Source organism: Staphylococcus sp. EG-SA-10 (genome assembly GCF_017151945.1).
Lineage (GTDB): Bacteria > Bacillota > Bacilli > Staphylococcales > Staphylococcaceae > Staphylococcus > Staphylococcus aureus.
This window is the reverse complement of sequence record NZ_JACVZJ010000002.1, coordinates 304,106-318,367: the sequence shown is the minus strand read 5'-3', so window position 1 is coordinate 318,367 and position 14,262 is coordinate 304,106. Positions and strand designations below refer to the sequence as shown.

The 14,262-nt window shown below is 33.0% G+C and carries 12 protein-coding genes and 1 pseudogene; 8 read left to right on the top strand and 5 right to left on the bottom strand.

The genetic code is table 11. The features are described from left to right. Nucleotides 1-180 precede the first annotated feature (180 nt). The 4 genes and pseudogenes from IDG45_RS03490 to IDG45_RS03475 all read left to right on the top strand — a co-directional run bounded on the left by IDG45_RS03490 (nucleotide 181) and on the right by IDG45_RS03475 (nucleotide 4,852). On the top strand, nucleotides 181-1,347 hold the full coding sequence (locus IDG45_RS03490; RefSeq protein WP_000692495.1) for a glycosyltransferase family 4 protein: 1,167 nt from the start codon (nucleotides 181-183) through the stop codon (nucleotides 1,345-1,347). Then, a pseudogene (locus tag IDG45_RS03485) lies at nucleotides 1,328-2,565 on the top strand (O-antigen ligase family protein). The gene IDG45_RS03490 and the pseudogene IDG45_RS03485 overlap by 20 nt, the downstream one beginning before the upstream one ends. Next, the gene (locus IDG45_RS03480) at nucleotides 2,555-3,985 is read left to right on the top strand and encodes an oligosaccharide flippase family protein (RefSeq protein WP_000834102.1); all 1,431 of its coding nucleotides are present in this window, start codon (nucleotides 2,555-2,557) and stop codon (nucleotides 3,983-3,985) included. Before IDG45_RS03485 ends, IDG45_RS03480 begins: the two are co-directional and overlap by 11 nt. 267 nt (nucleotides 3,986-4,252) lie before the next feature. Then, nucleotides 4,253-4,852: a superoxide dismutase gene (locus IDG45_RS03475; protein WP_000874681.1), complete on the top strand. Its 600-nt coding sequence runs from the start codon at nucleotides 4,253-4,255 to the stop codon at nucleotides 4,850-4,852. Between the two features lie 430 nt (nucleotides 4,853-5,282). Here the strand turns inward: IDG45_RS03475 and IDG45_RS03470 are convergent, their stop codons facing one another. Further along, complete coding sequence (locus IDG45_RS03470; protein WP_001798312.1) at nucleotides 5,283-6,038, bottom strand: GntR family transcriptional regulator; 756 nt, start codon at nucleotides 6,036-6,038, stop codon at nucleotides 5,283-5,285. Between the two features lie 235 nt (nucleotides 6,039-6,273). On the opposite strand from IDG45_RS03470, the gene deoD reads away from it, so the two are divergent. From deoD to deoB, 4 genes are all read left to right on the top strand, one after another. Beyond that, complete coding sequence (gene deoD / locus IDG45_RS03465; protein WP_000843292.1) at nucleotides 6,274-6,981, top strand: purine-nucleoside phosphorylase; 708 nt, start codon at nucleotides 6,274-6,276, stop codon at nucleotides 6,979-6,981. A 6-nt stretch (nucleotides 6,982-6,987) separates the two neighbouring features. Next, nucleotides 6,988-8,340, top strand: a complete 1,353-nt coding sequence (gene tet(38) / locus IDG45_RS03460) for a tetracycline efflux MFS transporter Tet(38) (RefSeq protein WP_001100293.1) — start codon at nucleotides 6,988-6,990, stop codon at nucleotides 8,338-8,340. Nucleotides 8,341-8,420: 80 nt separating this feature from the next. After that, complete coding sequence (gene deoC / locus IDG45_RS03455) at nucleotides 8,421-9,083, top strand: deoxyribose-phosphate aldolase (RefSeq protein WP_000667277.1); 663 nt, start codon at nucleotides 8,421-8,423, stop codon at nucleotides 9,081-9,083. A 27-nt stretch (nucleotides 9,084-9,110) separates the two neighbouring features. Next, complete coding sequence (gene deoB, locus IDG45_RS03450; RefSeq protein WP_000197806.1) at nucleotides 9,111-10,289, top strand: phosphopentomutase; 1,179 nt, start codon at nucleotides 9,111-9,113, stop codon at nucleotides 10,287-10,289. A gap of 470 nt (nucleotides 10,290-10,759) precedes the next feature. Here deoB and IDG45_RS03445 read toward each other — a convergent pair whose 3' ends face one another. From IDG45_RS03445 to phnC, 4 genes are all read right to left on the bottom strand, one after another. Then, nucleotides 10,760-11,299, bottom strand: coding sequence for a hypothetical protein (locus IDG45_RS03445; protein WP_031927700.1), 540 nt, complete (start codon nucleotides 11,297-11,299; stop codon nucleotides 10,760-10,762). A 445-nt stretch (nucleotides 11,300-11,744) separates the two neighbouring features. Next, the gene (gene phnE, locus IDG45_RS03440) at nucleotides 11,745-12,560 is read right to left on the bottom strand and encodes a phosphonate ABC transporter, permease protein PhnE (protein ID WP_000191092.1); all 816 of its coding nucleotides are present in this window, start codon (nucleotides 12,558-12,560) and stop codon (nucleotides 11,745-11,747) included. Next, a complete protein-coding gene (gene phnE / locus IDG45_RS03435; RefSeq protein ID WP_001127689.1) occupies nucleotides 12,557-13,357 on the bottom strand; it encodes a phosphonate ABC transporter, permease protein PhnE in 801 nt (266 codons plus the stop codon). Before phnE (IDG45_RS03435) ends, phnE (IDG45_RS03440) begins: the two co-directional genes overlap by 4 nt. A 1-nt stretch (nucleotide 13,358) precedes the next feature. After that, complete coding sequence (phnC, locus tag IDG45_RS03430; RefSeq protein WP_000078092.1) at nucleotides 13,359-14,132, bottom strand: phosphonate ABC transporter ATP-binding protein; 774 nt, start codon at nucleotides 14,130-14,132, stop codon at nucleotides 13,359-13,361. Between the last annotated feature and the right edge of the window lie 130 nt (nucleotides 14,133-14,262).

Sequence of the window (14,262 nt, the reverse complement as noted above, 5' to 3'; positions counted from 1 at the left end):
AGTTACATTTTAAAGATTGTGACCAATTGTTACAGTATAACGAGGAATCCCTTGAGACAGTATCAAATGGCATTAAGAAATATGTGCCATCATTGATTTGCATGGCTATAAATACTATTCATCTGATGAGATAGCTATGTTAAGAAATTGAAAGTATAGCGTTAAAGGGGTTTGTAACAGTTGAAAATTATATATTGTATTACTAAAGCAGACAATGGTGGTGCACAAACACATCTCATTCAACTCGCCAACCATTTTTGCGTACACCATGATGTTTATGTCATTGTAGGCAATCATGGACCAATGATTGAACAACTAGATGCAAGAGTTAATGTAATTATTATCGAACATTTAGTAGGTCCAATTGACTTTAAACAAGATATTTTAGCTGTCAAAGTGTTAGCACAGTTATTCTCGAAAATTAAACCTGATGTTATCCATTTACATTCTTCCAAAGCTGGAACGGTCGGACGAATTGCGAAGTTCATTTCGAAATCGAAAGACACACGTGTAGTTTTTACAGCGCATGGATGGGCTTTTACAGAGGGTGTTAAACCAGCTAAAAAATTTCTATATCTAGTTATCGAAAAATTAATGTCACGTATTACAGATAGCATTATTTGTGTTTCAGATTTCGATAAACAGTTAGCGCTAAAATATCGATTTAATCGATTGAAATTAACCACAATACATAATGGTATTGCAGATGTTCCCGCTGTTAAGCAAACGCTAAAAAGCCAATCACATAACAATATTGGCGAAGTAGTTGGAATGTTGCCTAATAAACAAGATTTACAGATTAATGCCCCGACAAAGCATCAATTTGTTATGATTGCAAGATTTGCTTATCCAAAATTGCCACAAAATCTAATCGCGGCAATAGAGATATTGAAATTACATAACAGTAATCATGCGCATTTTACATTTATAGGCGATGGACCTACATTAAATGATTGTCAGCAACAAGTTGTACAAGCTGGGTTAGAAAATGATGTCACATTTTTGGGCAATGTCATTAATGCGAGTCATTTATTATCACAATACGATACGTTTATTTTAATAAGTAAGCATGAAGGTTTGCCAATTAGCATTATCGAAGCTATGGCTACAGGTTTGCCTGTTATAGCCAGTCATGTTGGCGGTATTTCAGAATTAGTAACTGATAATGGTATATGTATGATGAACAACCAACCCGAAACTATTGCCAAAGTCCTGGAAAAATATTTAATAGACAGTGATTACATCAAAATGAGTAATCAATCTAGAAAACGTTATTTAGAATGTTTTACTGAGGAGAAAATGATTAAAGAAGTGGAAGACGTTTATAATGGAAAATCAACACAATAGTAAATTACTAACATTGTTACTTATCGGTTTAGCGGTTTTTATTCAGCAATCTTCGGTTATTGCCGGTGTGAATGTTTCTATAGCTGACTTTATCACATTACTAATATTAGTTTATTTACTGTTTTTCGCTAACCATTTATTAAAGGCAAATCATTTTTTACAGTTTTTCATTATTTTGTATACATATCGTATGATTATTACGCTTTGTTTACTATTTTTTGATGATTTGATATTTATTACGGTTAAGGAAGTTCTTGCATCTACAGTTAAATATGCATTTGTAGTCATTTATTTCTATTTAGGGATGATCATCTTTAAGTTAGGTAATAGCAAAAAAGTGATCGTTACTTCTTATATTATAAGCAGTGTGACTATAGGTCTATTTTGTATTATAGCCGGTTTGAACAAGTCCCCTTTACTAATGAAATTGTTATACTTTGATGAAATACGTTCAAAAGGATTAATGAATGACCCTAACTATTTCGCGATGACACAGATTATCACATTAGTACTTGCATACAAGTATGTTCATAATTATGTATTCAAGGTTCTTGATGTGGCATTCTGCTATGGTCATTAACTACAACCGGATCTAAGACTGCGTTTATCATATTAATCGTCTTAGCCATTTATTTCTTTATTAAAAAGTTATTTAGCAGAAATGCGGTAGGTGTTGTGAGTATGTTAGTGATTATGCTGATATTACTTTGTTTTACCTTTTATAATATCAACTACTATTTATTCCAATTAAGCGACCTTGATGCCTTACCGTCATTAGATCGAATGGCTTCTATTTTTGAAGAGGGGTTTGCATCATTAAATGATAGTGGATCTGAGCGAAGTGTTGTATGGATAAATGCCATTTCAGTAATTAAATATACACTAGGTTTTGGTGTTGGCTTAGTGGATTATGTACATATTGGCTCGCAAATTAATGGTATTTTACTTGTTGCCCATAATACATATTTGCAGATTTTTGCGGAATGGGGCATTTTATTCGGTGCATTATTTATCATATTTATGCTTTATTTACTGTTTGAATTATTTAGATTTAACATTTCTGGGAAAAATGTAACAGCAATTGTTGTAATGTTGACGATGCTGATTTACTTTTTAACAGTATCGTTTAATAACTCAAGATATGTCGCATTTATTTTAGGAATTATCGTCTTTATTGTTCAATATGAAAAGATGGAAAGGGATCGTAATGAAGAGTGATTCACTAAAAGAAAATATTATTTATCAAGGGCTATACCAATTGATTAGGACGATGACACCACTGATTACAATACCCATTATTTCACGTGCATTTGGTCCCAGTGGTGTGGGTATTGTTTCATTTTCTTTCAATATCGTACAATACTTTTTGATGATTGCAAGTGTTGGCGTTCAGTTATATTTTAATAGAGTTATCGCGAAGTCCGTTAACGACAAACGGCAATTGTCTCAGCAGTTTTGGGATATCTTTGTTAGTAAATTATTATTGTCGCTAACAGTTTTTGCGATGTATATCGCTGTGATTACAATCTTTATAGATGATTACTATCTTATTTTCCTACTACAAGGAATCTATATTATAGGTGCAGCACTCGATATTTCATGGTTTTATGCTGGAACTGAAAAGTTTAAAATCCCTAGCCTTAGTAATATTGTTGCGTCTGGTATTGTATTAAGTGTAGTTGTTATCTTTGTCAAAGATCAATCAGATTTATCATTGTATGTATTTACTATTGCTATTGTGACGGTATTAAACCAATTACCTTTGTTTATCTATTTAAAACGATACATTAGCTTTGTTTCAGTTAATTGGATACACGTCTGGCAATTGTTTCGTTCGTCATTAGCATACTTATTACCAAATGGACAGCTCAACTTATATACTAGTATTTCTTGCGTTGTTCTTGGTTTAGTAGGCACATACCAACAAGTTGGTATCTTTTCTAACGCATTTAATATTTTAACGGTCGCAATCATAATGATTAATACATTTGATCTTGTAATGATTCCGCGTATTACCAAAATGTCTATCCAGCAATCACATAGTTTAACTAAAACGTTAGCTAATAATATGAATATTCAATTGATATTAACAGTACCTATGGTCTTTGGTTTAATTGCAATTATGCCATCATTTTATTTATGGTTCTTTGGTGAGGAATTCGCATCAACTGTCCCATTGATGACCATTTTGGCGATACTTGTATTAATCATTCCTTTAAATATGTTGATAAGCAGGCAATATTTATTAATAGTGAATAAAATAAGATTATATAATGCGTCAATTACTATTGGTGCGGTAATGAATTTAGTATTATGTCTTGTTTTGATATATTTTTATGGAATTTACGGTGCTGCTATTGCGCGTTTAATTACAGAGTTTTTCTTGCTCATTTGGCGATTTATTGATATTACTAAAATCAATGTGAAGTTGAATATTGTAAGTACGATTCAATGTGTCATTGCTGCCGTTATGATGTTTATTGTACTTGGTGTGGTCAATCATTATTTGCCCCCTACAATGTACGCTACGCTGCTATTAATTGCGATTGGTATAGTAGTTTATCTTTTATTAATGATGACTATGAAAAATCAATACGTATGGCAAATATTGAGGCATCTTCGACATAAAACAATTTAAGTATCGGTAACGCTATACTTTAGAAATTTAAGATGAAGAAGAAAAGGCAATTTCTTATTGAAAAATGGAAGTTGTCTTTTTTAATTCTTTTTAAAAGCGGTTAACAAAAGCAGTTAAATGCCTTTTTGCATTCAATATTAAATATTATATCAATTTCGAATATTTAAATTTTATATAATTGGATATAACAAATAAATAATAATTATTGCAAAACACACCCGAAATTAATTATTATAAAAGTATATTCATAAAAGGAGGAATATACTTATGGCATTTAAATTACCAAATTTACCATATGCATATGATGCATTGGAACCATATATAGATCAAAGAACAATGGAGTTTCATCACGACAAACATCACAATACGTACGTGACGAAATTAAACGCAACAGTTGAAGGAACAGAGTTAGAGCATCAATCACTAGCGGATATGATTGCTAACCTAGACAAGGTACCGGAAGCGATGAGGATGTCAGTCCGTAATAATGGCGGTGGTCATTTTAACCATTCATTATTCTGGGAAATACTATCACCTAATTCTGAAGAAAAAGGTGGCGTAATAGACGACATTAAAGCGCAGTGGGGCACTTTAGATGAATTTAAAAATGAATTTGCAAATAAAGCAACAACATTATTTGGATCAGGTTGGACTTGGTTAGTTGTTAATGATGGAAAATTAGAAATTGTGACAACGCCAAACCAAGATAATCCATTAACAGAAGGCAAGACACCAATCTTACTATTTGATGTTTGGGAGCATGCCTACTATCTGAAATATCAAAATAAACGTCCAGACTATATGACTGCATTTTGGAATATTGTTAACTGGAAAAAAGTTGATGAATTATACCAAGCAGCAAAATAATATAACTTAATATAATTGAGGTGGAGCATCTACAAGGTGTTTCACCTTTTTTGTACTTAATATCTTTACTTATTCGTTTTTGTGTAATGGGATAGCACGTAAAAGTGGCAAAATAAAACAGTACAATCATATACAATGATGAATACTTTACTTGTGTTCTCTGTGCTTGTGAACTCAATGTTTCGAGAAGAGCGCACATCGAATAACAAAATTATTTAGACGACGTTCAACAAATAAATAAACATAATACGATTAATAATAAAAAAATCGTGTGATTATATGAGCGAGCCTAGGACATAAATCAATATCCTAGGCTCGCTAATGTTATATTGGCAGTAGTTGACTGATGAAATTGCGCTTGTAACAAGCTTTTCCATTTCTTGCCCACTTCCTAAATAGTCATCACAAAATTTCTTATATTTCAATAATTTTAATAATCTGATTGTCTTATACGTGTCAGTGTTAATTCAGAGATTTCCTGTGGAATATACCACTTATTAATCATAATTGGATAAGGTGTTTGTGCGTACAATGTTTCAATAATCAACCAACAATGTGTATCACCATCAAACACGTGACTATGATTTTTGAAGTGAGGTGCTTTGGTAATAGACATTTTTAAATCTGATTGATATGCATTGCTATAAATTGTTTGCTCAACGAACGCTTTCATGTCGTCTTCGTTTTGTGTATTCACTTTAAATGTGTCAATGACATTTAACGGTATAAAGGTAAAACAAAATGCATCAGCTTGCTTAGAATGGTTGTCCTTTTTTTGATAATAGCGTTCCATTGCAATGACGGCAGAAGGATGGTTTGCAAACAAATGATTTGTATATTCACTTTCTAAATCAACACGATAATTAATTGATGACATAGATACACGATCTAATAATATTTGATCAAGTGGATGCTTAAATTGATCCATACTTGAAGCGTGTTGGGCATTTGTTTGTGGAACAACGAAGTGTCCCTTCCCTCTTGTACTCTCAACGATGCCATCTTCGGCCAACAATTTTATAGCTTGGCGCAAAGTCATACGACTGACATCAAAGCGCGCACAAAGTTCCTTTTCAGTAGGTAATGCATGGCCACTCGGATATTTTCCTATTTGAATTTCTTTATATAACGTATTATAAATCGTTAAAAATTTTGGTTGTGTTTGCGTCACGTAGACAACCTCCATAAAGTTACTTAATCACTCTCATCATACAATAATTTTTACTCGATTTGGAAAAATTATAAAAATTAAACATAGATAGGCTTTGAAAATTAGTTTTATACAAGGTTAGAAGCTATAACTGTAAAATGTTCTTAATATTGTCAAAATGTAATGCTTGAAAGCGCTTTTAAAAAATATTATTATATAAATGGTTAGACAAATAGACAAATCACTATACAAATATTGGGAGGAATATTTTATGAAATCAACACCACACATTAAACCAATGAATGACGTCGAAATTGCAGAAACGGTTCTATTGCCAGGAGATCCGTTAAGAGCTAAGTTCATTGCAGAAACATATTTGGATGATGTGGAACAGTTCAATACAGTGCGAAACATGTTTGGTTTTACCGGAACATATAAAGGTAAAAAAGTTTCTGTCATGGGTTCAGGAATGGGTATGCCATCTATTGGCATTTACTCTTATGAATTAATTCATACTTTTGGTTGTAAAAAATTAATTCGCGTTGGTTCTTGTGGCGCGATGCAAGAAAACATTGATTTATATGATGTGATTATTGCACAAGGTGCCTCTACTGATTCAAATTACGTTCAACAATATCAATTACCAGGTCATTTTGCGCCAATTGCTTCTTATCAGTTATTAGAAAAAGCAGTTGAAACAGCACGTGACAAAGGTGTACGTCATCATGTAGGTAATGTGTTATCAAGTGATATTTTCTATAACGCGGATACAACAGCGAGTGAACGTTGGATGCGTATGGGTATTTTAGGTGTAGAAATGGAATCAGCTGCATTATACATGAATGCAATTTACGCTGGTGTCGAAGCATTAGGTGTGTTCACAGTGAGCGATCATTTAATTCATGAAACGTCAACAACACCTGAGGAAAGGGAACGTGCATTTACAGATATGATTGAAATTGCACTGTCATTGGTGTAGATGATTATGAATGTTGAATATTCTAAAATAAAGAAAGCAGTACCTATTTTATTATTCTTATTTGTATTCAGTTTGGTTATAGACAACTCATTCAAATTGATTTCTGTAGCCATTGCTGATGACTTAAATATCTCTGTAACAACAGTAAGTTGGCAAGCGACATTAGCTGGATTAGTTATTGGTATTGGTGCTGTAGTATACGCTTCTTTATCAGATGCCATTAGTATACGCACACTATTTATTTATGGCGTGATATTAATCATTATCGGATCAATTATTGGTTACATTTTCCAACATCAATTCGCATTACTTTTAGTTGGACGTATTATTCAAACTGCAGGTTTAGCTGCTGCAGAGACATTATATGTGATATATGTTGCAAAGTATCTTTCTAAAGAGGACCAGAAGACTTACCTTGGCTTAAGTACGAGCAGTTATTCCTTGTCATTAGTTATCGGTACATTATCAGGTGGATTTATTTCTACGTATTTACACTGGACAAATATGTTTTTAATTGCATTAATCGTAGTATTTACGTTGCCATTCCTATTTAAATTATTACCAAAAGAAAATAATACAAATAAAGCCCATTTAGATTTTGTTGGCTTAATTCTAGTGGCAACTATTGCTACAACAGTCATGCTGTTTATTACGAACTTTAATTGGTTATATATGATTGGTGCCTTAATTGCGATTATCGTTTTTGCGCTATATATTAAAAATGCTCAACGTCCATTAGTAAACAAATCATTTTTCCAAAATAAACGTTATGCTTCATTTTTATTTATAGTATTTGTAATGTATGCCATCCAATTGGGTTATATTTTTACGTTCCCATTCATAATGGAACAAATTTATCATCTTCAACTAGACACAACATCACTGTTATTAGTACCGGGTTATATTGTAGCAGTCATCGTTGGTGCACTTAGTGGTAAAATCGGCGAATATCTTAATTCAAAACAAGCGATTATCACAGCAATTATTTTAATCGCACTGAGCTTGATTTTACCTGCATTTGCAGTAGGTAATCACATTTCAATCTTCGTCATTTCTATGATATTCTTTGCAGGTAGCTTTGCTTTAATGTATGCACCTTTACTTAACGAAGCCATTAAAACAATAGATCTTAATATGACAGGTGTGGCTATTGGTTTTTATAATTTAATTATTAATGTGGCAGTATCTGTAGGTATTGCGATTGCTGCGGCTCTAATCGATTTTAAAGCATTAAATTTCCCAGGCAATGATGCATTAAGTTCACATTTCGGTATTATTTTAATTATTTTAGGTTTAATGAGTATTGTCGGATTAGTTTTATTCGTCATCTTAAATCGTTGGACACAATCTGAAAAATAAATAGATATAAATTCGCGAGATATATTCGTATTTATAGTAAAATTAAATAAAGAGATTATATAACACGAGGAGTAGTAAGTATGAAATTTGAGAAATATATAGATCACACTTTATTGAAGCCTGAGTCAACACGTACGCAAATCGATCAAATCATCGATGAAGCGAAAGCATACAATTTTAAATCTGTATGTGTGAATCCAACGCATGTAAAATATGCAGCAGAGCGACTAGCTGATTCAGAGGTGCTAGTTTGTACGGTAATAGGATTCCCATTAGGTGCGTCGACAACTGCAACGAAAGCATTTGAAACAGAAGATGCAATTCAAAATGGTGCAGATGAAATTGACATGGTCATCAACATCGGCGCATTAAAAGATGGACGTTTTGATGATGTACAACAAGACATTGAAGCAGTGGTTAAAGCTGCGAAAGGTCACACAGTAAAAGTGATTATTGAGACGGTATTGTTGAACCATGACGAAATCGTAAAAGCGAGTGAATTAACAAAAGCGGCTGGTGCGGACTTCGTTAAAACTTCAACAGGTTTTGCAGGTGGCGGTGCGACTGCAGAAGACGTTAAATTAATGAAAGATACAGTAGGTGCTGATGTAGAAGTAAAAGCATCAGGTGGCGTACGTAATTTAGAAGATTTCAATAAAATGGTTGAAGCAGGTGCGACACGTATTGGTGCGAGTGCAGGCGTTCAAATTATGCAAGGTTTAGAAGCAGATTCAGATTACTAATATATATAAAATTTGGGAGTGATAGCTATGACAAGACCATTTAATCGTGTACATTTAATCGTAATGGATTCAGTAGGTATTGGTGAAGCGCCAGACGCAGCTGATTTTAAAGATGAAGGTTCACATACTTTAAGACATACCTTAGAAGGCTTCGATCAAACTTTACCAAACCTTGAAAAGTTAGGTCTAGGGAACATCGATAAATTACCAGTAGTAAATGCAGTTGAACAACCAGAAGCATACTATACTAAATTGAGTGAAGCTTCAGTTGGTAAAGATACAATGACTGGTCACTGGGAAATTATGGGATTAAATATTATGCAACCTTTTAAAGTATACCCTAATGGATTCCCTGAAGAGTTAATTCAACAAATTGAAGAAATGACAGGTCGTAAAGTTGTTGCTAACAAACCGGCATCGGGTACGCAAATTATCGATGAGTGGGGCGAGCACCAAATGAAAACTGGTGACTTAATTGTTTATACAAGTGCAGACCCAGTATTGCAAATTGCTGCACATGAAGACATTATCCCATTAGAAGAGTTATATGATATTTGTGAAAAGGTTCGTGAGCTGACAAAAGACCCTAAATATTTAATTGGTCGTATTATCGCACGTCCATATGTTGGTGAACCAGGAAACTTTACACGTACATCTAATCGACATGACTATGCGTTAAAACCATTTGGTAAAACTGTCTTAGATCATTTGAAAGACGGTGGTTATGATGTCATTGCCATCGGTAAAATTAATGACATTTATGATGGTGAAGGTGTAACAGAAGCGGTTCGTACGAAGAGTAACATGGACGGTATGGATCAATTGATGAAAATTGTTAAGAAAGATTTCACAGGTATTAGCTTCTTAAACTTAGTAGACTTTGATGCATTATACGGTCATCGTCGTGATAAACCGGGTTATGCACAAGCAATTAAAGATTTCGATGATCGCTTGCCAGAACTGTTTAGCAACTTAAAAGAAGACGATTTAGTAATTATTACAGCAGACCATGGTAATGACCCGACAGCGCCAGGTACGGACCATACGAGAGAATATATCCCAGTAATTATGTACAGTCCGAAATTTAAAGGTGGTCATGCACTAGAAAGTGATACTACATTCAGTTCTATCGGTGCAACTATAGCAGATAATTTCAACGTAACATTACCAGAGTTCGGTAAAAGTTATTTAAAGGAATTGAAATAGAATAAATTTAGATATAATAAAAACAGCAGTGACTAGGACATTGATTTATGTCCCAGATTCTGCTGTTTTACTTTGTCCTTTATAACTTTGCTATGGCTGGATATTTTGAACATAATGCTTTAGACCTTGCTTTAGTAAGAATCTCGAGAGCATAATTTTTTTAAAATAATTGCGCCATGATGCCAACTATGTTTTAGTTTCTAAGCCTAAAAACAATTTAGATTTACTCTTTTTCATTGACATCTTGAATCTTTTTAATGATTTTTTCAAAAAAAATTGAAGCTATTACACTAGCGACTAAATAATATATAGCCAACATTGGTAATATTTGGTATATAGATATAAGAATATCGTTTTTTCTTATTAAAGTAAAAATACTGTATATTATTAGATACGAAATAGGGCTTATTAAATAAACTAGAATAAAAATGGATTTTGTTAAATTCATAGGAACATCCTCTCAAGTTATTTTAACTATTTGCATGAGCGGCACATTTACCACCATAATATGCTACAAAAGCTGAAAGTCCTACGATATTAGAACCTATAGCAAACTTTAATATTAACTTCGCAGCTTCTTTATATGCTTTCTTTTTCATATATGTATAAAACCCGCCTTCCATAATAGATTTTACAACACCGACGCCAAATTGGTCGGCCACCGCACTTTTAATGCAACTCATGAATTTTTTATCGCTAAAAGATCTAGGTGTTAAAGTGGATTTAATTGTGTTGATTTCTTCTTTCAAGGATTCAAGTTCTTTTGAATTATGATATTTTTTTTCTATTTTTTGAACATCAATATCTATTATATTGCCATTCCCATCTTTTGTAGATGCTTCTTCATATATGAACTTTATTATAGACGCTGTTTTGTTAATTTCTTCTTTACTCGGAAGGTTTGAATTTTGAGCATTTGCTATTCTTGTTTGACTAATTGGTAAAGTTGTAACACTAATGGTTAATACTAAAATGAAAAAAGGCAATAAAATTTTGTTGATTTTATTCATTAACCTTCCCTCCCTTTGTCATGATTTTTTGGATTTTACACTTGTATTATACATTAATTTAATAAAATGTAAATGTAATGTTTTGTTGAACATATTTATTTCTTTATTTATTGTTTTGTTGATATAAATCTGTATTATATTTAATTTTTATTTGCTTTATTACAATATTCAAGTATAGTTAATTTCTTAAATAAGTCTTATAAGATAAACAATAATTACTCGCAAGAAGAAAATTATCTATCTGTAAATCTTTGTTTTATCAGATAGATACCTAATTAAAACAAGTCTATAAAATCAACAAGAAAACTAAAATTTTATGATTAGTAGATATTATAAAAATAGCAGTGAAGTTAACTATAATAATAGTTTTCTTCACTGCTGTTTTAATATAATAGAGAAACGTAAGACGGTAATACCTCTTATTTAGGAGTATCTTGATTCAATGTTAAACAATACGTTTTCGGATTGAACCGGAAATTAAATCGACAATTGCGACCATTAGTACTAAACCGATTAATATAATACCTACACGGTCCCAAGAACGTGTTTGAATGGCAAATATGAGTGGTGTCCCGATACCACCAGCTCCAATTAGCCCTAGTATAGAAGCTGAACGTAAGTTTAGTTCAAAGCGATAAAGTATGAGTGATAGAAAGGCAGGCATAATTTGTGGTATGACTGCAAATACGAGTGTTTTAATCTTATTCGCACCACTGGCCTTTAATGATTCTACAGCACTGAAATCTAGACCTTCAATATCTTCAGCTAAAAGTTTCCCAAGCATACCTACGGAATGGATACCTAAAGCTAATACACCTGAAAATGAACCTGGGCCAACAGCTTTGATAAATATAAGTGCCATTACAATTTCTGGGAAGACACGTATAACACTTAAAATAAATTTGCTAACACCTGAAACTGGGCGTAGCTTTACCATATTATTTGCACCTAGAAATGCTAATGGAATACAGATAATTGCGGCGATGAAAGTACCTACAACGGCTATCGCAAAGGTTTCAAGTAAACCACGTAATAAGTCTTCGCCATCTGGTATATAGATATAGCTGATATCAGGATGGAATAATCCGCTGAATATGGATTTTAAGATTTCTAATGATTTACTTTTAAGTTCTAAACTTGGTACACCTGCAAATGCCCAGATGATAATAGCTAAGACGACAATTGCAATAAGCCATCTTTTAATCAATTTTCGTTTGTGTGCTTTTGTGTGAACATTATATTTTGCTATTTCCTGTGTCATGCGAGATGTGCCCTCACTTTCGTACTGATGTAATCAATGACGACGACGATAACTAAAGTAAATAAAATAATCGTTGCTGTTTTTGGATATTGAAATAAACCAAGTGTTTGATCATAAAACAATCCAATACCGCCAGCGCCGACTAATCCAAGAACAGCTGAAGCACGTATATTTACTTCAAATGCATATAATACGTATGACATAAATGACGATATGGCTTGTGGTACAACACCGAAAACAATCCATTTTATTTTATTAGCGCCAACAGCCGTCATTGCTTCCATTGGACCTGGATCTATCGTTTCCAATGATTCATATAATAATTTTCCAATAATACAGATAGTTAAAATAAACAATGCTAATATCCCTGGAATTTGACCGATTCCAAATACAGCCACAAAGATTGCTGCTAATAGCAAATCCGGTATAGTACGAACTATATTTAAAATAAAACGCGAGGGTATTGAAATCCACTTTTGATGAACGATATTGCTAGCACATAATAACGCAATTGGTATTGAAACGATGCTACCTAATACTGTACTTACGATAGCCATTCGAATGGTATCTAACATTGGCGTTGTAATTTGTTGTAAATACTCGAAATCAGGTGGAATCATTTGTTTGAATAGATCACCTATTTGAGGTATTCCTATCATTAAATCTCCAAAATTAAACCCCGTATAAATGAAGCTCCAAATGATAAGCACAATGATTAACATGAAGGTAAAACTCGTTTTTAAAGAAACCTTTTTCTTTAAAAGGGAGTCATACTTTGTAGGTATTTCTAAAGGCATGTTAGTTCACTCCTAGCTTTTCATCTTCTTTAATTGTACGTCCATATATTTCACTAAATACGTCATCTGTTGCTTCAGATGCAGGACCATCATAGACAACCTCACCATCACGTAAACCAATGATGCGTGTGCCATATTCTTTTGCTAAGTCAACAAAATGTAAATTAATTAAAATTGTAATGCCTAATTCTTGGTTGATTTTTCTTAAATCATCCATAACCTGTTTCGTTGTTAATGGGTCTAATGAAGCAACTGGTTCATCTGCAAGAATAATTTCGGATTCTTGGCATAGCGCACGTGCAATAGATATACGTTGTTGTTGGCCACCTGATAATTCATCAGAGCGTTGATTATATTTATCTAAGATGTTGACCCGTTCTAGTGCATCCATTGCTTTAATTTTGTCTTCTTTTGGAAATAAACCTAATACCATTTTCCAAGTAGGGTGATAACCTACACGTCCACTTAGTACATTTCGTAATACACTTGACCGTTTAACTAAATTAAAATGTTGGAAAATCATACCTATATTTCGGCGCATTTCTAATAATGCTTTACCATGGGCTTTAGTGATTGATTTACCTTGGATGAAAATTTCACCTGACGTGATATCATGCAAACGATTTACAGATCTTAATAACGTGGATTTCCCAGCACCAGATAGTCCGACAATGACTGCAAATTCACCTTTTTCAATATTTAAGTTAATATTTTTCAAGCCTACATGACCGTTAGGATAGACTTTACTGACGTTTTTAAATTCGATTTGACTCATGTTTGACACCTTTCTTTAATAAAGAAAAGCCAAGGTAAACTGAAATATCATAGACATTGGGTTTCTGTGTACAAATGATTTCAAATGTACAGCGACACCTTTCTATATCTGTTTCAGTTTAGCGCCTAGC

Excerpts from the sequence above, each read along its gene's own strand:
- deoB (WP_000197806.1), top strand. The coding sequence starts at position 9,111 with ATGACAAGACCATTTAATCGTGTACATTTAATCGTAATGGATTCAGTA.
- phnE (WP_000191092.1), bottom strand. The coding sequence starts at position 12,560 with ATGACACAGGAAATAGCAAAATATAATGTTCACACAAAAGCACACAAA.
- deoD (WP_000843292.1), top strand. The coding sequence starts at position 6,274 with ATGAAATCAACACCACACATTAAACCAATGAATGACGTCGAAATTGCA.
- phnE (WP_001127689.1), bottom strand. The coding sequence starts at position 13,357 with ATGCCTTTAGAAATACCTACAAAGTATGACTCCCTTTTAAAGAAAAAG.
- IDG45_RS03445 (WP_031927700.1), bottom strand. The coding sequence starts at position 11,299 with ATGAATAAAATCAACAAAATTTTATTGCCTTTTTTCATTTTAGTATTA.
- IDG45_RS03475 (WP_000874681.1), top strand. The coding sequence starts at position 4,253 with ATGGCATTTAAATTACCAAATTTACCATATGCATATGATGCATTGGAA.
- deoC (WP_000667277.1), top strand. The coding sequence starts at position 8,421 with ATGAAATTTGAGAAATATATAGATCACACTTTATTGAAGCCTGAGTCA.
- phnC (WP_000078092.1), bottom strand. The coding sequence starts at position 14,132 with ATGAGTCAAATCGAATTTAAAAACGTCAGTAAAGTCTATCCTAACGGT.
- IDG45_RS03480 (WP_000834102.1), top strand. The coding sequence starts at position 2,555 with ATGAAGAGTGATTCACTAAAAGAAAATATTATTTATCAAGGGCTATAC.
- IDG45_RS03470 (WP_001798312.1), bottom strand. The coding sequence starts at position 6,038 with ATGGAGGTTGTCTACGTGACGCAAACACAACCAAAATTTTTAACGATT.